Source organism: Geodermatophilus ruber, assembly GCF_900114385.1.
Taxonomy (GTDB): domain Bacteria; phylum Actinomycetota; class Actinomycetes; order Mycobacteriales; family Geodermatophilaceae; genus Geodermatophilus; species Geodermatophilus ruber.
In genome coordinates this window covers 21,802-44,693 of the sequence record NZ_FOSW01000012.1, presented here as the reverse complement: position 1 = coordinate 44,693, position 22,892 = coordinate 21,802, and the positions used below count along the sequence as shown (strand labels likewise).

General features: G+C 73.1%; 21 protein-coding genes and 1 tRNA gene. 13 read left to right on the top strand and 9 right to left on the bottom strand.

The genetic code is table 11. The features are described from left to right. Nucleotides 1-217: 217 nt before the first annotated feature. On the bottom strand, nucleotides 218-2,131 hold the full coding sequence (locus tag BMZ50_RS17660; RefSeq protein ID WP_177212861.1) for a helix-turn-helix domain-containing protein: 1,914 nt from the start codon (nucleotides 2,129-2,131) through the stop codon (nucleotides 218-220). Between the two features lie 16 nt (nucleotides 2,132-2,147). Continuing rightward, on the bottom strand, nucleotides 2,148-4,166 hold the full coding sequence (locus tag BMZ50_RS17655; protein WP_091327681.1) for an AMP-binding protein: 2,019 nt from the start codon (nucleotides 4,164-4,166) through the stop codon (nucleotides 2,148-2,150). Between the two features lie 204 nt (nucleotides 4,167-4,370). Here BMZ50_RS17655 and BMZ50_RS17650 point away from each other — a divergent pair, with 204 nt between their 5' ends. From BMZ50_RS17650 to BMZ50_RS17635, 5 genes are read left to right on the top strand one after another with little or no spacing between them, the layout of a single operon-like run. Further along, a complete protein-coding gene (locus tag BMZ50_RS17650) occupies nucleotides 4,371-5,618 on the top strand; it encodes an LLM class flavin-dependent oxidoreductase (RefSeq protein ID WP_091327364.1) in 1,248 nt (415 codons plus the stop codon). 32 nt (nucleotides 5,619-5,650) lie between these two features. After that, nucleotides 5,651-6,961: a bifunctional 3,4-dihydroxy-2-butanone-4-phosphate synthase/GTP cyclohydrolase II gene (locus BMZ50_RS17645; protein ID WP_091327360.1), complete on the top strand. Its 1,311-nt coding sequence runs from the start codon at nucleotides 5,651-5,653 to the stop codon at nucleotides 6,959-6,961. Between the two features lie 35 nt (nucleotides 6,962-6,996). Next, nucleotides 6,997-7,929, top strand: coding sequence for a fumarylacetoacetate hydrolase family protein (locus BMZ50_RS17640; RefSeq protein ID WP_091327357.1), 933 nt, complete (start codon nucleotides 6,997-6,999; stop codon nucleotides 7,927-7,929). 10 nt (nucleotides 7,930-7,939) lie between these two features. Then, nucleotides 7,940-8,089 (top strand): thioredoxin domain-containing protein, encoded by a 150-nt coding sequence (locus tag BMZ50_RS24330; protein ID WP_177212860.1) that lies wholly within the window; start codon nucleotides 7,940-7,942, stop codon nucleotides 8,087-8,089. Nucleotides 8,090-8,098: 9 nt separating this feature from the next. Beyond that, nucleotides 8,099-8,434, top strand: coding sequence for a redoxin domain-containing protein (locus BMZ50_RS17635; protein ID WP_091327353.1), 336 nt, complete (start codon nucleotides 8,099-8,101; stop codon nucleotides 8,432-8,434). 11 nt (nucleotides 8,435-8,445) lie between these two features. Here BMZ50_RS17635 and BMZ50_RS23785 read toward each other — a convergent pair whose 3' ends face one another. The 5 genes from BMZ50_RS23785 to BMZ50_RS17600 all read right to left on the bottom strand — a co-directional run bounded on the left by BMZ50_RS23785 (nucleotide 8,446) and on the right by BMZ50_RS17600 (nucleotide 13,196). Further along, complete coding sequence (locus BMZ50_RS23785; RefSeq protein ID WP_177212858.1) at nucleotides 8,446-9,561, bottom strand: LacI family DNA-binding transcriptional regulator; 1,116 nt, start codon at nucleotides 9,559-9,561, stop codon at nucleotides 8,446-8,448. 86 nt (nucleotides 9,562-9,647) lie between these two features. Further along, nucleotides 9,648-10,412 carry an ABC transporter ATP-binding protein gene (locus BMZ50_RS17615; RefSeq protein ID WP_091327345.1) on the bottom strand — a complete coding sequence of 255 codons (765 nt, stop codon included), beginning with the start codon at nucleotides 10,410-10,412 and terminating at the stop codon, nucleotides 9,648-9,650. A gap of 51 nt (nucleotides 10,413-10,463) precedes the next feature. Continuing rightward, nucleotides 10,464-11,282, bottom strand: coding sequence for an ABC transporter permease (locus tag BMZ50_RS17610; protein ID WP_091327343.1), 819 nt, complete (start codon nucleotides 11,280-11,282; stop codon nucleotides 10,464-10,466). Next, nucleotides 11,279-12,133 carry an ABC transporter permease gene (locus tag BMZ50_RS17605; RefSeq protein ID WP_143087212.1) on the bottom strand — a complete coding sequence of 285 codons (855 nt, stop codon included), beginning with the start codon at nucleotides 12,131-12,133 and terminating at the stop codon, nucleotides 11,279-11,281. The genes BMZ50_RS17610 and BMZ50_RS17605 overlap by 4 nt, the downstream gene beginning before the upstream one ends. Nucleotides 12,134-12,164: 31 nt before the next feature. Then, the gene (locus BMZ50_RS17600) at nucleotides 12,165-13,196 is read right to left on the bottom strand and encodes an ABC transporter substrate-binding protein (RefSeq protein ID WP_177212857.1); all 1,032 of its coding nucleotides are present in this window, start codon (nucleotides 13,194-13,196) and stop codon (nucleotides 12,165-12,167) included. A gap of 399 nt (nucleotides 13,197-13,595) precedes the next feature. Between BMZ50_RS17600 and BMZ50_RS17595 the strand changes: the two genes are divergently transcribed. The 4 genes from BMZ50_RS17595 (at nucleotide 13,596) to cimA (ending at nucleotide 18,315) form a co-directional block, all read left to right on the top strand. After that, the gene (locus BMZ50_RS17595; RefSeq protein WP_091327333.1) at nucleotides 13,596-14,606 is read left to right on the top strand and encodes an amidohydrolase family protein; all 1,011 of its coding nucleotides are present in this window, start codon (nucleotides 13,596-13,598) and stop codon (nucleotides 14,604-14,606) included. Nucleotides 14,607-14,651: 45 nt separating this feature from the next. Then, on the top strand, nucleotides 14,652-15,644 hold the full coding sequence (locus BMZ50_RS17590; protein WP_091327330.1) for a Gfo/Idh/MocA family protein: 993 nt from the start codon (nucleotides 14,652-14,654) through the stop codon (nucleotides 15,642-15,644). After that, entirely contained in the window at nucleotides 15,641-16,552 is a 912-nt protein-coding gene (locus tag BMZ50_RS17585) for an NAD(P)-dependent oxidoreductase (protein WP_245753709.1), read from the top strand. The genes BMZ50_RS17590 and BMZ50_RS17585 overlap by 4 nt, the downstream gene beginning before the upstream one ends. Nucleotides 16,553-16,725: 173 nt before the next feature. Continuing rightward, complete coding sequence (cimA, locus tag BMZ50_RS17580; RefSeq protein ID WP_091327326.1) at nucleotides 16,726-18,315, top strand: citramalate synthase; 1,590 nt, start codon at nucleotides 16,726-16,728, stop codon at nucleotides 18,313-18,315. A gap of 75 nt (nucleotides 18,316-18,390) precedes the next feature. On the opposite strand, the gene BMZ50_RS17575 is transcribed toward cimA, so the two are convergent. Both BMZ50_RS17575 and BMZ50_RS17570 read right to left on the bottom strand, forming a co-directional pair. Next, nucleotides 18,391-18,717 carry a putative quinol monooxygenase gene (locus BMZ50_RS17575; RefSeq protein WP_091327323.1) on the bottom strand — a complete coding sequence of 109 codons (327 nt, stop codon included), beginning with the start codon at nucleotides 18,715-18,717 and terminating at the stop codon, nucleotides 18,391-18,393. A gap of 23 nt (nucleotides 18,718-18,740) precedes the next feature. Beyond that, a complete protein-coding gene (locus BMZ50_RS17570; RefSeq protein WP_091327319.1) occupies nucleotides 18,741-19,118 on the bottom strand; it encodes a VOC family protein in 378 nt (125 codons plus the stop codon). 75 nt (nucleotides 19,119-19,193) lie between these two features. On the opposite strand from BMZ50_RS17570, the gene BMZ50_RS24570 reads away from it, so the two are divergent. The 4 genes from BMZ50_RS24570 (at nucleotide 19,194) to BMZ50_RS17550 (ending at nucleotide 22,886) form a co-directional block, all read left to right on the top strand. Beyond that, on the top strand, nucleotides 19,194-20,006 hold the full coding sequence (locus tag BMZ50_RS24570) for a fumarylacetoacetate hydrolase family protein (protein WP_091327318.1): 813 nt from the start codon (nucleotides 19,194-19,196) through the stop codon (nucleotides 20,004-20,006). Next, nucleotides 20,003-21,487 (top strand): glutamate--tRNA ligase, encoded by a 1,485-nt coding sequence (gene gltX, locus BMZ50_RS17560; protein ID WP_245753708.1) that lies wholly within the window; start codon nucleotides 20,003-20,005, stop codon nucleotides 21,485-21,487. The genes BMZ50_RS24570 and gltX overlap by 4 nt, the downstream gene beginning before the upstream one ends. 382 nt (nucleotides 21,488-21,869) lie before the next feature. Beyond that, a complete protein-coding gene (locus BMZ50_RS17555) occupies nucleotides 21,870-22,829 on the top strand; it encodes a CPBP family intramembrane glutamic endopeptidase (RefSeq protein WP_143087209.1) in 960 nt (319 codons plus the stop codon). Continuing rightward, nucleotides 22,815-22,886, top strand: a tRNA-Gln gene (locus BMZ50_RS17550). Before BMZ50_RS17555 ends, BMZ50_RS17550 begins: the two co-directional genes overlap by 15 nt. Nucleotides 22,887-22,892: the final 6 nt, after the last annotated feature.

Here is a 22,892-nt window from a genome sequence, read left to right as displayed (position 1 = left end):
GTGGAACAGAACCCCCGGGCCCATCTGCTCCCGCCCGCCTGATGCCCCGCTGAGGAACCCGTCACACCTGCGCAACCCCGGTTCGCACCAGTCCTGCGATGGCCCGCATGACGACGGCGCGGGTGAACGACACCCTCGGCCCGGGCCTCCGCGCACCGACGGCCGAGTCTTCACGCTCACCAACCTGCCGGCACTGACCGACTTCGGAATTACTCGTCTAGTCGCCCAGGATCGTCTCGATCATGAGCGCCAGCTGCAGGTGCAGCATCGCCTGGGGATCGCCCACGTCGATGCCGAGCAGCTCCTCCACCCGCCGCAGCCGGTAGGCCACCGTGTTGGGGTGCACGTGCAGCTCCTTGGCCGTGCGGGTGACGTTGCACCGCTGCGCCATGTAGCAGCGCAGGGTCGCCCCCAGGCCGGTCTGGTGTCGCTGGTCGTAGGTGCGGACGGTGCCGAGCATCGACTCGGCGAAGGACTGCAGCTCCTGCGGACGGCGGACCTGCAGCAGCAGCCCGAAGGCGCCGATCGAACCCAGCGAGGCCACCCGGTCGCGGCGGCCGGACTGCTGCACCAGGTCCAGCACCCCGCAGGTGAGCCGGTAGGCATCGTCGTACTCCTGGACGTCGTGGCAGGTCGGGCCGACGCTGATCGTGGCCGTCCACCCGCCGGCGTAGGCCTGGATCTCCCGGTGCAGGTGCTCGGCGAAGTCCTGGGCGTCGCGGTTGCTCCCGTCGTCGTGCCACAGGACCACCACGTGGTCGCTGCGGGTGGCAGTCAGGGTGGCCCCGGGCTCCCCGGCCGCGGTGCGCTGCACGAGGGAGAGCAGCGACCGTTGCGCGTAGGCCTCCCGCTCCTCGTGCACGGCCGCGCCCCCGCGGGCGGGATCGCGCCGGACGACCAGCAGGGTGTGCGGTTGCGACAGGTCCGCACCGAGCTGGCGGGCGCGGGCGTGCAGCGCCTCGGCGCTCTGCCCGCGGGGGTCGAAGAGGTCGTCGAGGAAGTCCCGGGACAGCCGCCACTCCACCTCCTGCGCCGTCCGCTCCTTGAGCAGGGCCAGCGCGACCACGGCCGCCTCCCGGGCCAGCGCCTGCCGCTGCGGCGGGCCGAACGGCGCGGCCGGGTCCAGCGCCCACAGGTGCCCGGCCAGGTTCTCGTCGAGCACGACGGGGACGACCAGCCCTGTCGGCTCCCCGCGGCGCTCCCTGGCGGGTGTGACGGCGACGGTCTCCCGGCCCACCTGCGGGCCCACCTGCGCCCGGGCCCGCTGGTAGGCCGCGATCAGCCGGGGATCGCGGCAGCCCGTCCGGCCGTCGCGGCAGGCCGAGGCGAGCACCCGGCCGGCGTCGTCGTCGATGACCACCGCGCACCCGAGCATGGCGGCCAGCGACTCGGCGATGGCGGCCAGGCCGCCGCCGCGCAGCACGACCCGCAGCAGGGCACGGTGGTCCTCCTCGGCCTGCCGCTGCGCGTCGAGCTCGGCCCGGAGCGCGTCGGCCCGCTCGGCGGCCTCCTGGGCCCGGCGGCGGCCCTCGGCCAGCCGCTGGGCGGTCTCGACGGCCAGGCCGGCCTGGTTGGCCATGCTCTCCATCAGGATGATCTCGCGGGCGGAGAACTCGTGCTTCTCGACGGTGTAGCAGTTGATCAGGCCGAACAGGGTCTGCCCGACGGCCAGCGGCACCGACAGCAGCGAGGAGTAACCCTGCTGCGCGGCCACGGTCTCCCAGGAGCGCGAGGGGGGATCGGCGGCGATGTCCAGGATCGTCGTGGGGCGCTGGGCGCGGTACGCGCGGCTGGAGGGGCCCTCGCCGGTCTCGCCGGCGCGCAGCGGGATCGGGGTGCGGGCGTTGATCGTGGCGATGTACTCCTGGGAGAGCCCGTAGGAGCCCTTGATGAGCAGCGCCTGGCGCTCGAAGTCGGCGACGAAGACGGCGCAGAAGCCGTAACCGGTCAGCCGCGCGGTCGTCCCGGCGATGAGGTCCAGCAGATCGGCCAGCGGCGCGTCGCGGTTGGCCGCGCGGGTGATCTCGGCGATGGCGTCGAGCCAGGAGCTCAGCTCGGCGGTGGGCGGTTCCCCGGCGAGGAGGACGTCGGGCTCCGTGAGCGGTGGGTGCACCACGAGCGGCCCTTCCACGACGATGTGTTCCGGGTCACGACACTCTAGGGAGTCCGGCCCGTGCATCACGCTGTCGCGACCGCGGCTTCCCCGACCCGGACCCGCCCGTGCGCGGCCAGTCCTCGAGGACCGCGGCGTCCTCCAGCGCGCTGAGGTCGCCCGGTGGGCTGCCGAGATAGGAGGCTCGGGCCACCCGCCGGAGGATCTTGCCGTTGCGGGTCTTGGGCAGCGCGGGAACGGGGTGGACCGCGGACGGGGCCAGCGCCTTGCCGAACGCCTCGCGCACCGCCGTCCGCAGCCCGTCGGCGGCGGCGGCCGCGTCCACGCCGGGGTGCAGCACCACGAAGCAGACCAGCGCCTCGCCCTTGACCGGGTCCGGGACGCCGATCGCCGCGGCCTCGACCACCCGCTCGTCGGCGACCAGCAGGGACTCCACCTCGGCCGGCCCGAGCCGCTTGCCGGCCACCTTGATGGTGTCGTCGGAGCGGCCGAGGAGGTACCAGAAGCCGTCGGCGTCGACGTAGGCCAGGTCGCTGTGGTGCCAGACGCCGGGGAAGCGCCGCCAGTAGGCGTCCAGGTAGCGCTCGTCGTCGCCCCAGAACCCCCGGGTCATCCCCGGCCAGACGGAGCGGACGACGAGCTCCCCGATCTCCCCGCGCACCGGGCGCCCCTGCTCGTCCACGACGTCGGTGCGGACGCCGAGCGTGGGGCCGGTGAACGCCGCCGGCTTCACCGGCTGGTAGATCGAGCCGCAGAGCAGGGAGCCGCCCACCTCCGTGCCCCCGGAGATGTTGACGATCGGCACCCGGCCCTTGCCCACGTGCCGGGCGCACCACAGCCACGGCTCGACGTTCCACGGTTCCCCGGTGGACCCGATGGCCCGCAGGTCGGGTAGGTCGTGCCGGTCCGGCCACGAGCTGCCGTGGGCCATGAGGGCCCGCACCACGGTGGGGGAGACGCCCAGCACGGTGGTCCGGCTGCGCTCGGCGACCGCCCACAGCCGGTCGGGGGCGGGCCAGTCGGGCACCCCCTCGAAGAACACCGCGGTGCCGCCGTTGCCCAGCGCCGCGGCGATGACGAACGAGCCCATCACCCAGCCCATGTCGGTCAGCCACAGCATCGCCGAGGTCTCGTCGACCCCCAGGGCGTGCCGCGCCTCCAACGCGATCTTGAGTGGCAGGCCGGCGTGGGTGTGCACGCAGCCCTTGGGGCGGCCGGTGCTGCCGGAGGTGTAGAGCAGCAGGCAGGGAGCGCCGGCGGGCACGGGCTCGGCCTGCTCCACCGGCCGGGCGGTGGCGCACTCCTCGTGCCACCAGGCGTCCCGGCCGGGCGTCATGGGCACCTCGGTCCCGAGCCGGCGGACGACGAGGACCGTGCGCAGGGCGGGCAGGTCGCGGACGGCCTCGTCGGCGACCCGCTTGAGCTCCACCGGGCGGCCGCGGCGGGGGAACGCGTCGCAGGTGACCAGCGCGGTGGCGCCGGCGTCCACCAGCCGCGCGCGGACGGCGCCGGCGCCGTACCCGCTGAACAGCGGCATGGCGATCGCGCCGATCTTCGCCACGGCCAGCACGGTGGCGATCGCCTCGGGCACCATCGGCAGCAGCAGGGCGACCACGTCGCCGGCCCCCACGCCGCGGGCCCGCAGCGCGCCGGCCGCGGCGTCGACGTCCTTCTTCAGCTCGGCGTAGGTCAGCGTGCGGGTGCTGCGGTCGTCCCCCTCCCACTCCACCGCCCGGGCGTCGCCGCGGCCCTCCCGGACCCACCGGTCGACCGCGAAGTCCGCCCAGTTCAGCAGCCCGCCGACGAAGAACTCCGGGTGCTCCACGCCCCGGGAGAGGTCCACGACCCGGTCGAAGCGCCGCATCCAGGGGATGCCGACGTCCTCGGCGCCCGCGGCCCAGTACCAGGCGGGGTCGGCGGCGGCCCGGTCGGCGAGCGCCCGGGCGTCGGCGAGGCCGTGGCGGGCGGCGAAGCGGCCCGCCGGGGAGGCGGCGAAGGCGCCCGGCGGCGGGGTCCAGGCGATCGGCAGTCCGTCGAACTCGGCGATGGTCATGCGGCGTCCCTGGTCGTGCGGCGGCGGCCTGAGGAGGCGCCAGTATCGGGCGGCCGGGCCGGCGGCCTCCTTGTGCGCGTCCACAAGGAGGCCCCGCCCACCCTGTCGCGGCCTCCCACGTCCGCCCCTGCCGGAATCCGTAGCGTCCTCCGGCGACGGGAGTGACCCAGCCCACATCTCCCCACGGAGCGGAGGCCGCCGGCCATGGTGAAGGTGATCCTGCAGCTGTACCCCCAGGTCCGGGCCGGCCGTGAGGAGCGCATCGCGCAGCGCCCGCTGGGCCGGGACGCGGAGCGCTACCAGGCGCTGATCCGCGAGATGCCGACGATCGTCCGTGCCGCGGACGAGCTCGGCCTGTGGGGGATCTCCTCGATCGAGCACCACTTCCACAGCGAGGGCTACGAGGTGGGCCCCAACCCGGGGCTGCTCGACGCCTACTGGGCGGCGATCACCAAGCGGATCCGGGTCGGGCAGCTCGGCTACACGATGAGTGCGCAGAACCCGTTCCGCGTGGCCGAGGACGTCGCCGTCATCGACCACCTCGCCGGCGGCCGCAGCTTCTGCGGCTTCTCCCGCGGCTATCAGGCGCGCTGGACCAACATCCTCGGCCAGCACCTGGGCTCCCGGGCCACGCTCTCGCCCTCGGGCAACCAGGAGAAGATGGCCGAGCTGGACGAGGCCACGCAGGCCGCCCGGATCTCCGACGACCAGATCAACCGGGAGATCTTCGAGGAGAACGTCGAGCTGGTCCTGCAGGCCTGGACCCAGGACAGCGTCGAGGCCAAGGGCCGCTGGCAGGTGCCCTACCCCTACGACCAGGGCGTCGACTGGACGATGACGGCGACCCGGGAGCTCGGAGCCCCCGGGGAGATGGACGAGCACAACAAGATCCGCCGGGTCAGCGTCGTCCCCAGCCCGCTCACCAAGCCCTACCCGCCGGTCTTCGTCTCCAGCAACGCCAGCAAGGAGACGATCGAGTACTGCGGGCCGCGCGGGTTCATCCCGACCTACTTCTCCAAGATCGAGCGGGCCGCCGAGTTCGGCGGCGCCTACGTCGACGCGGCCGCCGCGGCGGGGCGGAGCTACGCGCTGGGCCAGAACCAGGCGCTGGTCCGGTGGGGGCAGATCGCCGAGACCGAGGACGAGGCGCGCCGGATGGTCGCCGAGTACGACGTGGACATCTTCCGCGACCTCTACGCGGGCACCACGCCGATGTCGTTCGACCCCGACCGCCCCGTCGACTCGGTCGTGAACTCCGGGCTGTGGGTCGTCGGCACGCCCGAGCAGGCCAGGGAGCAGTACGTGGAGCTGTGGCGGCAGCTCCCGGCCGAGTACGTCGTGCTGATCTACCACTGGGCGCAGCAACCGGCCGCGAGCGTGGTCCGGCAGCTCGAGCTGTTCATGGAGCACGTCAAGCCCGCGCTCGACGAGATGACCCCCTACGAGACCTGAGACCACCCGACGCCCGGAGCAGGAGTGCCGCCGTGACCGGTACCGAGGAGAGGGAACCCCGCGGCTTCGACGACGTCGAGCAGGCGGTGCAGGAGATCGCCGACGGCGGCATGGTGGTCGTCGTCGACGACGAGGACCGGGAGGACGAGGGCGACCTCGTGATGGCCGCCGAGCACGTCCTCCCGGAGGACGTCGCGTTCCTGGTCCGCTACACCTCCGGGGTGCTCTGCGTGGCGCTGACCGGCGAGCGCTGCGACGCGCTGGAGCTGCCGATGATGGTGGGGCACAACACCGAGCCGCACCGCACCGCGTTCACGCAGACCGTCGACCTCGCGGCCGGCACCACGACGGGGATCTCCGCCGCCGACCGCTCGGCGACCGTCCGCGCACTGGCCGACGAGTCCCTGTCTCCCGCGGCGTTCACCCGGCCCGGGCACGTGTTCCCGCTGCGCGCCCGGGACGGCGGGGTGCTCAAGCGGGCGGGCCACACCGAGGCCGCGGTGGACCTGGCCCGGCTGGCCGGTCTGGCCCCGGCCGGCGTGCTCGCCGAGGTGGTCAACGACGACGGCACGATGGCCCGCCGTCCGGACCTGCTGCGCTTCGCCGACGAGCACGGGCTGCCGGTCATCACGATCGCCGACCTCGTGGCCCACCGCCGGCGGGCCGACGTCCTCGTCGAGCGCACCGGGGAGGCCCGGGTGCCCACTCCCTGGGGCGAGTTCCGCTGCCTGGGCTACCGCTCGCTGCTCGACGGCATCGAGCACGTCGCGTTCACCGTCGGGGACGTCGCCGGCGAGGACGAGGTGCTCGTGCGGGTGCACAGCGAGTGCCTCACCGGCGACATCTTCCGGTCGCTGCGCTGCGACTGCGGGCCGCAGCTGGAGACGGCGATGGCCCGGGTGGCGGCGGCGGGGCGGGGCGTGGTCGTGTACCTGCGCGGCCACGAGGGGCGGGGCATCGGCCTGGGCCACAAGCTGCGCGCCTACGGCCTGCAGGACGCCGGGCGGGACACCGTCGACGCCAACCTCGACCTCGGCGTCCCGGTCGACAGCCGGGAGTACGGGGTCGGCGCGCAGATCCTCGCCGACCTCGGTGCCCGCCGCCTGCGCCTGCTCACCAACAACCCGGTCAAGTACGGCGGGCTGACCGGCTACGGGTTGGAGATCGTCGGGCGTGAGCCGCTCCAGACGGTCCCGAACCCGGAGAACCTGGCCTACCTGCGGACCAAGAAGCGCCGGATGGGCCACCTGCTGGACGGCCTGGACGTCCCCGTGCCGGCGGGCGAGCGGGAGCTGCGCGCGGCCGGGGAGCGGCTGCCCGGTTCCGGCTCGGCGTCCCTCTGAGCACCCACACGGCCCACCCGCGGAAAGGAGCCCGCATGCGCTGGAGCAGCTACCTCTCGCCCACCGACGGGCGGGAGCACCCGGCCGTCGTCTCCGGCGGCGCCCTGCACGGGCTGCGCACCGCCACCCGGCTGATCGATCTCCTGGGCGACGACGGCGAGCGGCTCGCCCGCGCGGGCGAGGAGGCGCTGGCCGACCCCCTCGACGTCGTCCCCGAGGGCGAGGCCCGGCTGCTCGCGCCGATCCCCGCACCGCCGTCGGTGCGCGACTTCTACGCCTTCGAGACCCACGTCCGCACCTACCGGGAGGCCAACGGCCAGCAGATGGACCCCGGGTGGTACGAGCTGCCGGTCTTCTACTTCCAGAACCCGGCGGCGATCCGGTCGGCGCGGGAGGAGATCCCGATGTCTCCCGGCAGCGTGCAGTTCGACTTCGAGCTGGAGCTCGCCGCGGTCATCGGCTGCGGCGGGGCGGACCTGCGGCCGGAGGAGGCGGAGCGGCACATCGCCGGCTACACGCTGTTCTGCGACTGGAGCGCCCGCGACCTGCAGGCGCGTGAGATGCGGCAGGGCCTGGGCCCGGTCAAGGGCAAGGACACGGCCACCAGCCTGGGGCCGTGGCTGATCACGCCCGACGAGCTGGAGCCGCACCGGGCCGGGGTCTCCTTCGACCTGGAGATGCGCGCCGCGGTCAACGGCCGGCCGTGCAGCAAGGGCAACGCCGCGGACCTCTACTGGAGCTTCGGCCAGATGGTGGCCTACGCCTCGCGCGGCACCCGGGTGCAGACCGGTGACGTGATCGGCAGCGGCACGGTGGGCACCGGCTGCATCCTCGAGCTGGCCGCGGTGCACGGCGAGCAGGCCTACCCATGGCTCACCCCCGGTGACGAGGTGCGGCTGGAGGTCGACCTGCTCGGTGCGATCACCGCCCGGATCACCGAGGCCGGCCCCCTGCACCCCCTGACGTGAGGTGGGGGACGTGACCGCCCGGCCCGCCCCCGACGTGGGGGACCGCGCCCCCGGCTTCCGGCTGCGGCGGACCTTCGAGGAGGACGTCGACCTGGACCGGGTCCTCGAGCGGGGCCCGGTCGTGCTGGCCTTCTACGTCTTCGACTTCGGCGGCTACTAGGGCACCGAGCTGTCCCAGTTGGGACGACGGGCGCCGGAGTTCCGGGCGCTGGGCGCCGAGGTGCTCGCGGTCGGGGTCACCGCGACGTTCTCGCAGACGGCGTTCGCCGCGTCCCTCGGCATCGACGTCCCGCTGCTGTCGGACTGGGACCGCACCGTCTGCGCGGCCTACGGCGTGCGGTACGACGTGTGGAAGGGCCATACGGGCGTGGCGAAGCGCTCGGTCTTCGTCATCGACCGCGACCGGACCGTCCGCTACCGGTGGGTCACCGACGACGCCCTCGTGCTGCCCGACCTGGACGAGGTGGTGCGGGCGGTGGCCGGCCTGCCCGCCGGCGCGGGGTAGCCGGCCGCCGCTCAGTGCGGGTCCGGCGGCCGGTCGACGGTCGCCCGTCGCACCAGGCTCGTGGCGAACACCTGCTCGCGGCCCGGCCCGAGCTCGCCCGCGTGCTCGATCCGCTCGGCGAGCATGCGGACGGCGGCCCGGGCCATGTCCCCCGTGGGCTGGCGCAGCGTGGTCAGCGAGAAGACCTCCCACGCGGCCATCGGGATGTCGTCGAAGCCCAGGATCGACACGTCCTGCGGCACCCGGACCCCGAGGGACAGGGCGGCGTCCAGCGCCCCGAAGGCGACCACGTCGTTCCCGCAGACGAGTGCGGTCGGCGGGGTGGGCAGCCGGAGGAGCTCGCGGGCGTGCTGATAGCCGCTCTGGTGGGAGTACGTGCCCTCGCGGACCAGCGCCGGGTCGAGGACGAGCCCGGCGGCGGCCAGCGCCTCCTGCAGGCCGGCGAGGCGGTCGCGGCTGGTCGAGGTGTTCGCGGGGCCGCGCACGACCGCGATCCGGCGGTGGCCGAGCTCGAGCAGGTGACGGGTGCCGCTGAGGGCGCCGCCGTGGTTGTCGCTGACGACCCGGTCCACGTCGAGGCCGTCGATGTACCGGTTGAGCAGCACCATGGGCACCCCGCGCCGCTGCAGCTCGCCGGCGAAGCGGGAGCCGAGGGTGGCGGTCGTGACGAGCACCCCGTCGACCGACCGGTCGAGCAACCGCCGCAGGGTCTCCTGCCCGGTCGGCAGGTCGGTGCGCTCGGTGAGCAGGACGACGCGGTACCCCAGGAGCTGCAGCTCGTCGTGCACCGGGGTCAGCAGCGACGGGAAGAAGGGGTTGGTCAGGTCCGAGACGATGACCGCCACCGTCCCCGTGCTGCGGGAGACCAGCCCACTGGCCAGGGAGTTCGGGACATAGCCCAGCCGCCGCGCGGCCTGGTCGACCCGCCGCCGCGTCGCCTCGCGGACCCGCGGGTCCCCGCGCAGCGCCCGGGAGACGGTGGACTGGGAGACACCGGCGGCACGCGCGACGGTCCAGCTGGTCGGCGGGAAGTCCTCCGCGTCGCGGCCGCGGGACGCCGGCAGCGGGGAGCGCGGCGTCGCTGCCTCGCCGTCGTCCGGGTCGAGCGCCGCGGACCCGGCGGTCACGGGAGGCTCCGGCCCGGCAGCGGCGCTCCGGAGCCCGGAGCGGTGGAGATCAGCATGGGGTCCCCCGGGGACAGGTGTCGAGTCGTTCAGACCGCGGTGGCCGCCTGCGGTGTGATCGCCTTCATCTTCTCCAACCGGGCCAGGACCTCGGCCTGGAGGGTGGCCACGGCCGGGTCGGACTGCCGGCGCGGCCGGGGCAGGTCGATCGGGATGTCCTCGAAGATCCGGCCGCCGGGCTGCAACACGATGATCCGGTCGGAGAGCTCCACGGCCTCCACGACGTCGTGCGTCACGAACACGACCGTCTTCCGGGACTGCGCCCAGATGTCCTGCAGCTGCGCGCGGAGCCCGCGGGCGGTGATCGCGTCGAGGTGGCTGAACGGCTCGTCCATGATCAGCAGGTCCGGCTCCACCGCGAACGCCCGGGCGATGCCCACGCGCTGCTGCATGCCGCCGGAGAGCTGGCCCGGGAAGAAGTCGCCGTGCTGGCCGAGCCCGACCATGTCCAGGTAGGTGGACACCCGGCGCCGGGCCTGGTCGTCGTCCTTGTCCTGGACGTAGAGCATGTTCTTCCGGACCGTCCGCCACGGGAGCAGCCGCGGGTCCTGGAACACGTAGCCCAGGCGCGCCGGCCGGCCCTCGTCGCTGGTGACGGAGACGTCCCCGGAGGTGTGGGTCTCGACGCCGGAGATGATGTTCAGCAGCGTGCTCTTGCCGCAGCCGGACGGGCCCACGACGGAGACGAAGGTCTGCCCGCGGACGTCGAAGGAGATGTGGTCGAGGACGCGGTTGCTGCGCGCCGTGCCCGCGCCGAAGGTCTTGCACAGGTCGTTCACCGTCAGGACGGCCATCTCACTGCCTCTCGGACGTGGTGGGTCTGGGGCCGGTCGGCGCTCGGCGTCTCAGTGGGTGGCGTCCCGCCAGCGGAACATCCGCCGCGACAGCCGCTCCAGCAGGAGCTGGTCGAGGATGATGATCACGCCGACGAAGAGGACCACCCAGGCGGCGAACCCGGCGAACTGGTTGGCGTCGTACCAGAAGCGGGCCCGGTACCCGGCGCCCCCGGAGCCGCCGAACCACTCGGCCAGGAGCACCCCGTTCCAGCCCATGATCACGGCGAACCGGAGGCCGGCCACGACGTAGCCGGCGACCGCGGGCAGGACGAGCTCCCGGACCCGCCGGCCGAGCGGGACGCCGTAGGAGGAGGACATGTCCCGCAGGTCGCGGGAGACGCCCTGGACGCCCTGGGCGACGTTGAGGATCACGAACGGGACCGCCGTCAGGAACGTGGTGACGATCGGGCTGGTGTGCCCGAACCCGAACCACATGACGGTCAGGAACGCCCACATGATCGCGGGGATGGACAGCCCCACCAGGACCGGGCTCTCGAGGAACGCCCGGGCCATGGGGGACAGCCCGATCACGACGCCGACCAGGATGCCGACGCCCACCGACAGGGCCACCCCGATGCCGAACCGGTAGAAGGTGTCGGCGAAGTTGCCGAAGACCTCGCCCCGGCGGAACTCCTCGACGAGGCTGTCCACCACCGACGGCGGTCCGGGGATCCGCTCGAAGAGCCCGGCGAGCGCGATCCAGAACAGGAACGCGACCACGTAGAAGGTGAGCCGCGCCGCCCGGTCGGAGGTGAGCCGGCGCTGCCAGGCCGGCCGGGACCGGGCGATCTCCTCCGTCGAGCGACGGCGGGTCAGGGTGTCCGTCATCGGGCCGCCCTCTCCTCCGGGCGCCAGGCGAGCACCCGCTGCTCCAGCTTGCGCAGCAACAGCCGCTCGATCAGCAGCATGAACACGATGAACAGGGCCATCCAGGCGATGACGCCGGTGATGTCGAACAGCTGGTACCGGGTGCGGATCTGGAAGCCGACCCCGTTCGTGCCGCCGAAGACCTCGGTGAGCGCCTCGACCTTCCAGGCGACCGCGAAGGACATGCGCACCGCCGCGAAGAGGTAGGGGACGATCGTCGGGATGAACACCTCCCGGCGGATCTGCTGGGGGCTGCGGCCGAACGCCTGGCTCATCTTCACGAGGTTCTGGTCGACCCCGCGGATGCCCTCGGCGACGTTCAGCGCCACGTAGGGCGTCGAGACCAGGGCCACGGCGAGCACCGGGCCCAGGTTCGACAGGCCGAAGATGATGAGCGACAGGACGGCGTAGGTGAGCGCCGGGATGGTGCCCGCGACGGTCACGCCGTCCAGGAAGAACGCCCGCCAGTAGCCGTAGCGGCCCATGAGGTAGCCCACGGGGGCGCCGATCAGCACGGCGACCCCGAAGCCGGCGAAGGTCTTCAGGACGCTGGCCAGGAAGTCGGAGACCAGCGCGCCGCTGGCGACGATCTCCCACATCTCCACGCTCACCTCGAGCGGGTTCGGCAGCGTGCCGAAGGGCAGGTAGTACGCGGCCACCTGCCAGATCCCCAGCATGGCGGCCCAGCCGGCCACCAGGAGGGCGAGGCGTTTGCGCCGGGTCCGCGCGGCCGCGCGGCGGGCCAGCTCCTCGCCCTCCAGCCAGGTACCCGCGGGCGTCGTCGGCGGCGCCTCGATCACGGGACGGGCCACGGTGGTTCCCCCTCCCCGGGTGCGGGCGCGGTCAGGACTCCGGCTGGAGGGTGGTGAAGGAGGGGTTCTCGACGTCCTCGCCCATGAATCCGGTCTCCCGCATCAGGTCGAAGACCTCGGTCTCGCCCTCCACCCACGCGTCGTCGATGAACGCGGTCGGGACGAACCAGTCGAACCGGTTGTCCAGCCAGTCCTGGAGGAAGGCCATCTCCTCCGGCGTGCGGACGGCGAAGTCCTCGGGGTAGGCGGCGATGATCTCGTCGCGGTGCTGCTGCCACTCCTGGATCCCGCGGTCCCACAGCTCGATGAGGAACTGCGCCTCGTCCGGGTTGCGCTCCACCCAGGCCTCGCGGGCCACGAAGACGTTGGTCTGCGGGTGGGTGACGTCCTCGGAGTTACCGGCGTAGTTCGCGGCCCAGAACTGCGCGGCCGACTGCCCGTCGTACAGCGGCTTGATCTGGTTGGACGACAGCTCGGGGATGCCGAAGTCCGGCAGGCACAGGCAGGCGTCGGCGTCGCCGCGGGCCACGAGGCTGGCCAGGTTCTGGATGTCGGTGACGACCAGCTCGAAGTCACCGCCGCCGGCCTGCAGGTCCAGGTCGCACTTGTCCTTGGCGTACATGCCCCAGATCAGCGTGATGCTGACGTTGGTGAACGTCGCGATCCGCTGCCCCGCCAGATCGCAGATGGACTGGGCGGGGTTGTCGGCGCGGACGGCCAGGATGCTGCGGTCGGTGTTGTAGGCCCCGAAGACGGTGGCCGGGTCCCCGGTCGCCTCCTCGAGGTCGGGCACCTCGTAGGTGGCCGCGGAGATGACGTCGGCGTGCCCGCCGGCGTAGACGCCGAACTCGTCCCAGGACGAGGAGGTGAGGATCTGGATGCCGGCGGCCTCCTCCATCTCCTGCTTGATGCCCTGGTCCTCGAGCCACTTCCAGACCGGGTCGGGGGCCATGACCATGTTGACGACGCCGCCGGCGTCCTCGGCCTCTCCCTCGGCCTGGCCCGATCCTCCGCCCGAGGCGCACGCCGACGCGGCGAGGCCGATCGCGGCCAGCCCGGCCATCCACCTCAGTGTCCTGTGCCGCATGTCCTCGCCCTCTCTCGTCGGACGCGACCGGCGCGTCCAGCTGGTGCAGCGATGGGGGAGCCGGCTGCGCCGTCGCGGGGACCCGGGGACGTGCACGGTTCGTCGCCGGCCCGCTCCGCGGGAGGCGGAGCCCGGTGGAGCACTTCGTGCAGAAGATGTGATGTAGGCCACGTTCGGGGCGCACCATGCCTGCATCGCTATGCATGCGTCAAGCACCTCTCGAGCGCCTTCTCGGAATGCGGGGCGCTGGAATGAGCTGCGTGGCAGCCGGCCGAAGGGCAGCAGATCTCAGCGCTTGACATGACTACGTATGCACAAGACGATGCCAGGCCACTGTGATCTGCACCACTCCGGCTGCCGAGAGGACCCCCACCCATGAGCGGGCGCACCGGCCGCACCGTGGACATCCACGCGCACGTCCTCACCCCCGCCTGCCTGGAGCTCGTGCAGGGGCTGATGGAGCCGCAGTACGAACCGTTCTCCTACTGGGCGGGCGGGGAGACCAACCAGTACCAGGCCGGCCACATGAGGGAGATCCTCCCGAAGGCGACCGACGTCGACGTGCGGCTGGCGGACATGGACGCGATGGGGATCGACGTCCAGGCCCTCTCGGTGGCCCCGCCCCAGTACTACTACTGGACCGACGTGGACCTGGGCCGGCGGCTGGCGCGCCTGCAGAACGACAACCTCGCCGCCATGGTGCAGGCCCATCCCGACCGGTTCGTCGGCCTGGCCACCGTCCCCCTGCAGGACGTCTCCTCGGCGGTCGAGGAGCTGGAGCACTGCGTCCGCGAGCTGGACTTCCGGGGCGTGGAGATCAACACCAACGTGTTCGGGCTCGACCTCGACGACCCGCGCTTCCGCCCGTTCTTCGCCAAGGCCGAGGAGCTGGACGTCGTGGTGCTGCTGCACCCCAACGGGTTCACCCACGGCGAGCGGCTGCAGAAGTACTACCTGACCAACGTGATCGGCAATCCGCTGGACACCACCGTGGCGATCACCCGGATGATCCACGGCGGCGTCCTGGAGGAGCACCCCGCGCTCACGCTCTGCCTCGTGCACGGCGGCGGGTTCCTGCCGTTCTACTCCTCACGGATGGACCACTCCTACGAGCTGCGTCCCGAGGGGCGCCACCACATCACCCGGCCGCCGAGCACCTACCTGCGGCAGGTCTTCGTCGACTGCCTGGTCTTCGACTCGCCGCACCTGGAGTTCCTGGTCCAGCAGATGGGCCCCGACCACGTGGTCATCGGGACCGACTACCCCTTCGACATGGGCCACTACGACCCGCTCGGGCAGATCGACGGGGTGCGCGGGGTGGGCGAGGAGGACAAGGACCTCATCCGCGGCGCCACCGCGGCCAAGCTGCTCAAGCTCGAGGGCTGAGGCCCCGGCGGCGGGACCGGCCGGAGCGGGGAAGGGAGGGAGCCGGTGATCGAGGTGGCCGTCGTCGGGCTGGGCTGGTGGGGCCGGCAGGTCGTGGCGCAGCTGGCCGGCAGCGCCCGGATCCGGCCGGTCCTGGGCATCGACCCCGAGCCGGCCGGCCGCGCCCGGGCCGAGCAGCTGGGCCTGGCCGCCGCCGCGGACCTGCACGCGGCGCTCGAGGACCCGCGGATCGACGCGGTGGTGCTGTGCTCGCCGCACCGGTTCCACGCCGACCAGATCCGCGCCGCTGCCGCCGCGGGCAAGCACGTGTTCTGCGAGAAGCCGTTCACCACGACCGCGGCCGAGGCCGAGGCCGCGCTGGCGGCGGTGGCGGCGGCCGGCGTCTGCGTGGGGGTCGGGCACGAGCGGCGGTTCGAGCCGCCGGTGGTCGAGCTCCGGGAGCGCTGCCGCGCCGGTGACCTGGGGATCCCGCTGGTGTTCGAGGGCAACTTCAGCCAGGACAAGTTCCTGGCGCTGCCGCCGGACAACTGGCGCCTGTCGGCCACCGAGGCCCCGGTCGGGCCGCTGTCGGCCACCGGGATCCACCTGGTCGACCTGGCGGTCAGCATCCTCGGCGAGCCCACCGAGGTCTGGTCCCGGCTGGCCACGCGGGCCACCGGCTTCGGCAACGGGGACACCCTGTCGGTGACGCTCGGCTTCCCGGACGGCGCGACGGCGACCCTCACCGCCATCCTCACCACGCCCTTCCACGGCCGGGTGTGCGTGCTCGGGTCACAGGGGTGGATGGAGATCCGCGACCGCAGCCACCCGGAGAGCCCCGCGGGCTGGGACGTCACCACGACCCACCGCGGCGGGGCGCGCGAGGAGCGCTTCGTGCCGCCCTCCGCGGCGGTCCGGGAGAACCTGGAGAGCTTCGCGGTGGCGGTGGAGGGTGCCGCGGAGTACCCGATCCCGCCGGCGCAGATCGCCGCCACCGTCCGGGCGTTCGAGGCGATCACCCGGTCGGCGCGCAGCGGCGCCGTGGAGCCGGTCGGGTGACCGGGGCAGGGGGCGCGGCTGCCCCGGTGGTCGCCGTCCTCGGCACCGGCGTGATGGGCGCGGGCATGGTCGCCTCCCTGCGCCGGGCCGGCCTGCCGGTGCGGATGTGGAACCGCGACGGCCGGAAGGCGCGCGCCTTGACGGGCACCGGCGCCGAGGCCTTCGACTCGCCGGCCGAGGCGGCCGCGGGTGCCGACGTGGTGCTGACCGTGCTGCTGGACGCCGATGCGGTGATCGACGTGATCCGGCGGGCCGCGCCGGCTGCCGGCACGCCGTGGTTGCAGTGCGCGACGGTCGGCCTGGCCGGCGTCGACCGGGTGATCGCCGTGGCCGGTGAGCTCGGCCTGGTGCTCGTGGACAGCCCCGTGCTCGGCACCCGGAAGCCCGCGGCGGACGGCGCCCTCGTGCTGCTCGCCTCCGGGCCGGAGGAGATCCGCGCGCGGCTGGCCCCGGTGTGCGACGCGATCGGGCGCAGGACGCTCTGGCTGGGGGAGGCCGGGGCCGGCAGCCGGCTCAAGCTGGCCTGCAACGCGTGGATCTTCCTGCTCACCGCGGGCGTCGCCCAGTCGATCGCGCTCGCCCGCGGGCTCGGTCTGGACCCGCAGGACTTCTTCCGCGCCATCGAGGGCGCCCCGGTGGACAGCGCGTACGCCCGCGCCAAGGGGGCCGCCATGCTGGCCGGCGACCACACGGTCAGCTTCGCCCTCGCCGGGGCGGTCAAGGACCTCGGGTTGATCCGGTCCGCCCAGCAGGCGGCGGGGGTCCCCGACCGGCTCACCGCCGCCGTCCTCGAGACCATGGCGGCGGCCGCCGAGCGGGTGGACGACGCCGCCGCGGTCGACATGGCGGCGGTGCTGGAGGTGCTCGGCGCGGATCCGGCCCTCGTCCCGGGGGACGGCCGGCCCTGACGGCCGGTCCGCGGGACGGCGGGACTGTGCTTTACTCCATGGTGATGTACCTCGCCGGCACGATCATTATCGCCTAGCGCGCAGTCACCCTCCGACTGCGCGCAGACCTCCCGTATCCGGGGGGTCTTTTTGTTTGCCGGGACATTCTCGCCGACCCGCCCCCAGGAGCTCCCGTGGCCACCGACCCCGACTTCCACGTCTTCGACACCACGCTGCGCGACGGCGCCCAGCGCGAGGGCGTCAGCTACTCCGTCGCCGACAAGCTCGCCGTCGCGCGGCTGCTCGACGAGATCGGGGTCGGTTACATCGAAGGCGGGTGGCCGGGTGCGCTGCCCAAGGACACCGAGTTCTTCGCCCGCGCCCGCACCGAGCTCGCGCTGCGCAACGCCGTGCTGGTCGCCTTCGGCGCCACCCGCAAGGCCGGCGTCCGCGTCGAGGAGGACCCGCAGGTGCAGGCGCTGCTGGACGCCGGGACGCCGGTGGTCTGCCTGGTCGCCAAGTCCGACGTGCGCCACGTGCGCGAGGCGCTGCGGACGACGCTCGAGGAGAACCTGGCGATGGTGCGCGACACCGTCGCGTTCTTCGTGGCGCACGGCCGGCGGGTGTTCCTGGACTGCGAGCACTTCTTCGACGGCTACGCCGCCGATCGCGACTACGGCGTCCGGGTGCTGCAGACGGCGTTCGACGCCGGCGCCGAGGTCGGTGTCATGTGCGACACCAACGGCGGCATGCTGCCCATGGAGGTGGGCCGGGTCGTCGCCGACGTCCGGGCGCGGGTGGACGGGAAGCTGGGCATCCACTGCCAGGACGACACCGGCTGCGCGGTGGCCAACACCCTCGCCGCCGTGGAGGCCGGGGTCACCCACGTGCAGGGGACGGCGAACGGCTACGGCGAGCGGGCCGGCAACGCCGACACCTTCGCGCTGATCGGCAACCTGGTCACCAAGATGGGCCTGCCCGTCGTGCCGGCCGAGTGCCTGCCCGAGCTGCAGCGGGTCAGCCACGCGATCGCCGAGCTGGCCAACATCGCCCCCGACGACCACCAGCCCTTCGTCGGGGCCTCGGCCTTCGCGCACAAGGCCGGGTTGCATGCCAGCGCCATCAAGGTCAGTCCGGAGCTCTACAACCACCTCGACCCGGCCGTCGTCGGCAACGACATGCGCATCCTGGTCACCGAGATGGCCGGTCGGGCCTCGGTCGAGCTCAAGGGCCGCGAGCTCGGCGTCGACCTCGACGGGCAGGCCGACGTGATCGGTCGGGTCGTCGACCAGGTGAAGGTGCTGGAGGCCGACGGGTGGTCCTTCGAGGCCGCCGACGCCTCCTTCGAGCTGCTGCTGCGCGCCCAGCTGCCCGACGCCCCCGCGCCGCTGTTCGAGCTGGAGAGCTACAAGACCTCCGTCGAGCACTGGGGCAACGGCGTGGTGGTCAGCGAGGCCACCGTGAAGGTGCATGTTCTCGACGACGACGGCACGCCTGAGCGGATCATCAGCACCGCCGAGGGCAACGGCCCGGTCAACGCCCTGGACAACGCGCTGCGCCAGGCGCTGGTGAGCCGTTACCCGCGGCTGGCCGACGTGTCGCTGGCCGACTACAAGGTCCGCATCCTCGGCTGGAAGGGCGGCACCAGCGCCACCACGCGGGTGCTCATCGACACCACTGACGGGGTGGGGGAGTGGACCACCGTCGGCGTCCACGACAACATCGTCGAGGCCTCCTGGCACGCGCTGGTCGACGCCCTCACCTATGCCGTTCGGCACCGTTGACGGTGACCCCGCGGCCAGGGCCACCCCGACCGGGGAACGGCACCTGGCCGCGGTGCGGTCCGGAGGACCGCAGTGTCATCGCGGCTGGATCTCGCCCATCGGTCCCCAGCCGCTGACCTCGGGGGCGTCCACGTAGATGATCTGCGGCTGCGCCGAGACGAGGTCGGGTGCGATCTGAACGAACTTCGCGAAGTGCTCGGTCTTCGTGTGCGCCGCGCCGGCGTCGGCGTCCCGGAAGCCCTCGACGCACACGAAGGTGTCCGGCTCCTCCAGGCTCCGCGACCACTCGAAGAAGAGGCTGCCCGGCTCCTGGTTCACCGCCTGGGCGTACTCGCGGGCCAGCGTCGTCCACTCGTCGACGCGCTCGGGGCGGACGGGGAACTTGACGACGATCAGGATCACGGCAATCTCCTCGGACTCGGGATCTACAGCGGGTCGAGCCGGCGGCGCAGCAGGCAGAACGGGTTGCCCTCGGGGTCGGCCAGCACGTGCCAGTTCTCCGCGCCAGTCTGGCCGACATCGGCGTGCACCGCGCCGAGAGCCAGCAGCCGGTCGAGTTCGGCGTCCTGGTCCCGGTCGGTGGCGTTGAGGTCCAGGTGCAGCCGGGGCTTGCCCGGCGACAGGTCGGCGACGGGGGTGAACACCAGGGTCGGTGCCGGCCCGCCGAACCCGGCCGCCGGGCCGATCTCGACCGCCCCGTCCTCGCGGGACAGGACCCGGTAGCCCAGGACCTGCGCCCACCAGGCGGCCAGTGCCTCGGGATCGCGGGAGTCGACGACGATCTCGCTGAGCCGGCACGCCATGGCGTCACCGTAGGGGCAACCGCCCCGTGACCGACCAGCCCGGACGCACCATGCCCCGGCGACTAGCCTCGACCCGTGCGCATCGTTCGTTTCGCCTCGCCCTCCGGCATGTCCTTCGGTGTCCTCGACGGCGACGGCCAGGTCGCCCAGATCGAGGGCCACCCGTTCGGCACCATCTCCTTCACCGGCCAGCGGTTCGACCAGGCCGATGTCCGGCTGCTCTCGCCGATCCTGCCCAGCAAGGTGGTCTGCGTCGGCAAGAACTACGCCGCGCACGTCCAGGAGATGAACACCGGCGACGCGCCGAAGGAGCCGCTGCTGTTCCTCAAGCCCTCCACCTCGGTCATCGGCCCGGGCGATGCGATCCGGATCCCGCCGGGCAGCACCAACGTGCACCACGAGGCCGAGCTGGCCGTCGTCATCGGCGCCCGCGGCGCCCGGCACGTGAGCCCCGAGCAGGCGCTGTCCAGCGTCTTCGGCTACTCGATCGGCAACGACGTCACCGAGCGGGACATGCAGCGCAACGACGGGCAGTGGACCCGCGCCAAGGGCTTCGACTCCTTCTGCCCGCTGGGCCCGTGGATCGAGACCGACCTCGCCGCGCTGGGCAAGGACCCCGCCGACCTCGAGATCACCTGCACCGTCGACGGCGAGCTGCGCCAGCAGGGCCGCACCAGCCAGCTGCTGTTCGACGTCCCGACGCTGATCTCCCACATCTCGCAGGTCATGACCCTGCTGCCCGGCGACGTGGTGCTCACCGGCACGCCCTCGGGCGTCGGCCCGATCCGGGCCGGCCAGCGCGTGGAGGTGAGCATCGAGGGCCTGGGCACGCTGGCCAACACCGTGGCCGACGCCGACACCACGTCCACCGCCGGAGGCGCGCGGTGACCACCCCCGCGACCGTGCGGACCCGGTTCTGCCCCTCGCCGACCGGCATGGTGCACGTCGGCCTGATGCGGACGGCACTGTTCAACTGGGCGCACGCCCGGCACACCGGCGGCAGGCTCGTCTTCCGCATCGAGGACACCGACGCCAGCCGCGACTCCGAGGAGTCCTACCGGCACCTGCTCGACTGCATGCGCTGGCTGGGCCTGGACTGGGACGAGGGCCCCGGGGTCGGCGGCCCGCACGAGCCCTACCGGCAGTCCGAGCGCCACGAGATCTACCGCGACGTCGCCGCGAAGCTGCTGGCCGCCGGTCACGCCTACGAGTCCTTCTCCACCAACGAGGAGGTCGAGACCCGCCGGCTCGCCGCCGGGCAGGACCCCAAGCTGGGCTACGACAACGCCGACCGGTACCTGACCGACGAGCAGAAGGCCGCCTTCCGGGCCGAGGGCCGCGAGCCGGTGCTGCGGCTGAAGATGCCCGACGAGGACCTCGTGTGGGACGACCTCGTGCGCGGGGAGATCCGCTTCGCCGCCGGCTCCGTGCCCGACTTCGTGCTCGTGCGGGCCAACGGGGTGCCGCTCTACCCGTTCGTCAACCCGGTCGACGACGCCCTGATGGGCATCACCGACGTGCTGCGCGGTGAGGACCTGCTGCCCTCGACGCCGCGTCAGCTGGCCCTCTACAGGGCGCTGACCGACATCGGCGTGGCCTCCGGGACCCCGCGGTTCGGCCACCTCCCGTACGTGACCGGCGAGGGCAACAAGAAGCTGTCCAAGCGGGACCCGCAGTCCAACCTCGACGTCTACCGGGATCGGGGCTTCCTCCCCGAGGGGCTGGCCAACTACCTCGCGCTGCTGGGCTGGTCGATCGCCGAGGACCGCGACATCTTCTCGATGGAGGAGATGGTGGAGGCCTTCGACGTCACCCGGGTCAGCGCCAACCCCGCCTGCTTCGACCTGAAGAAGGCCGAGGCGATCAACGCCGCCCATCTGCGCGCCCTGCCGCTGGAGGACTTCATCTCCCGCGTGGTGCCCTTCCTCGCCCGGGCCGGGCTGGTGAGCGACCCGCCGACGCCCGAGCAGGATCGGCTGCTGCGGGCGATCGCGCCGATGGCGCAGGAGCGGATGATCGTGCTCTCCGACGCGGTGGGGCTGCTGCGGTTCCTCTTCACCGACGACGTCGAGATCGACCCGGCGGCCGCGGCCAAGCAGCTGGCCGGCCCCGAGGCGGCCGAGGTGCTGGACGCCGCGACGGCGGCGCTGTCCGGGCTGGGGGAGTGGACCACCCCGGAGATCGAGGCCGCGCTGAAGAGCGCGCTGGTGGAGGGGTTGGGCCGCAAGCCGCGGCAGGCGTTCGGGCCGGTACGGGTGGCCGTCAGCGGGCGCACCGTCTCCCCGCCGCTGTACGAGTCGATGGAGCTGCTGGGGCGGGACCGCACGCTGGGCCGCCTGGCCGCGGCCCGCGCGACGATCGCCGGGTGATCGGAGCCCGGTGACGACAGGGGTGCCGCCGCACGACCGGGACGACGAGCTGCCCGGTTCCGCAGACGAGCCCTACACCGGGCCGCCGCCGACCGGGCCCTACGGGGCGCCGCCGTTCGTCCCGGGGGCGCTGCACGGGGCCCGCTCGGCGCCGCCCGGTGGCGCTGCGGCCGGTCCGGTGCCGTCGCCCCCGGGGCCGGTGCCCTGGCCTCTGGGGCCGGTGCCGATGCAGCCGGGGCCGCACACCCCCGTCCCCGGGCCGCCGGGGCCTCCGCCTTCGTGGGCACCGCCACCCGGCGGCTGGGCGCCACCCCCGGGGATGCGGTGGGCGCCACCGCCGGGGACGCCGCCGCACGACGTGCCGGTCCCGTACCTGCGCGCCATGCGCTCGCGGGACTGGCGGTGGTGGCGGCCCCTGCTCGGGCTGCTGCTGATCACCGTCGTCTACCTGGTGGCAGCCACCGGCGTCGTGCTGGTGGCGCTGGTCACCGGCGTGTTCCCCGACCTGAAGCTGCTCGACCTGGTCGATCCCGGCACGCTGCTGGTGACCAACCTCTCGCTGATCGTGGCCATCCCGATCATCTGGCTGGCCTGGGTGGCCGCCCACGGGATGCGGCCGGGGTGGTCCTCGTCGGTGCGCGCCCGGCTGCGCTGGCGGCTGTTCCTGCCCTACACGCTGCTGGCGCTGCCCACCCTCGGGGTCGGCATCCTGCTCGCCGTCCTGCTCGGCTTCCTCGTCGACGGCGGGAAGGTGACCGGCCCGACCTCGTCCTTCCTCTGGCTGGTCCTGGTGGTGGTGTGCACCACGCCGCTGCAGTCCGCGGCGGAGGAGTACGTCTTCCGCGGCTACCTCAGCCAGGCGATCGCCGGCTGGTTCCGCTCCCCGGGCACGGGCGCCGTGGTCGCCGGCGTGCTCACCGCGGCGTTGTTCTCCGCACTGCACGTCCCACCGGACGTGTGGACCTTCCTCGACCGGTTCGCCTTCGGCCTGGCCGCCTCGGCGGTCGTGTGGCTGACCGGCGGGCTCGAGGCGGCGATCGTGCTGCACGCGGTCAACAACGTGCTGGTCTTCCTCCTGGCCGGCGGGCTCGGTGAGGGTGTGACCACCGACTCGGTGCCGACGGGCACCGGCCTGCTGATCGTGGCGATCGATCTGCTGGCCATGGCCGCCTACGTCGCCCTGGTGGCCCGCTCCCGCGGGCGGCTGCACCCGGAGACGGTCACCCCGGCGCAGGACCTGCGACCAGCGTCACCCCGGGGGGTGCCGAACCCCTCCGTGCACGTCGGGTATGGTGTTTCTCGGCGCCGCGAGGCGCAGCACGACCCTTGGGGTATGGGGTAATTGGCAGCCCGACGGTTTCTGGTTCCGTTAGTCTAGGTTCGAGTCCTGGTACCCCAGCGAGGA

Excerpts from the sequence above, each read along its gene's own strand:
- BMZ50_RS17655 (WP_091327681.1), bottom strand. The coding sequence starts at position 4,166 with ATGACCATCGCCGAGTTCGACGGACTGCCGATCGCCTGGACCCCGCCG.
- BMZ50_RS17650 (WP_091327364.1), top strand. The coding sequence starts at position 4,371 with ATGGTGAAGGTGATCCTGCAGCTGTACCCCCAGGTCCGGGCCGGCCGT.
- BMZ50_RS17640 (WP_091327357.1), top strand. The coding sequence starts at position 6,997 with ATGCGCTGGAGCAGCTACCTCTCGCCCACCGACGGGCGGGAGCACCCG.
- BMZ50_RS17615 (WP_091327345.1), bottom strand. The coding sequence starts at position 10,412 with ATGGCCGTCCTGACGGTGAACGACCTGTGCAAGACCTTCGGCGCGGGC.
- BMZ50_RS17610 (WP_091327343.1), bottom strand. The coding sequence starts at position 11,282 with ATGACGGACACCCTGACCCGCCGTCGCTCGACGGAGGAGATCGCCCGG.
- BMZ50_RS17600 (WP_177212857.1), bottom strand. The coding sequence starts at position 13,196 with ATGGCCGGGCTGGCCGCGATCGGCCTCGCCGCGTCGGCGTGCGCCTCG.
- BMZ50_RS17595 (WP_091327333.1), top strand. The coding sequence starts at position 13,596 with ATGAGCGGGCGCACCGGCCGCACCGTGGACATCCACGCGCACGTCCTC.
- BMZ50_RS17570 (WP_091327319.1), bottom strand. The coding sequence starts at position 19,118 with ATGGCGTGCCGGCTCAGCGAGATCGTCGTCGACTCCCGCGATCCCGAG.
- BMZ50_RS17555 (WP_143087209.1), top strand. The coding sequence starts at position 21,870 with ATGCGCTCGCGGGACTGGCGGTGGTGGCGGCCCCTGCTCGGGCTGCTG.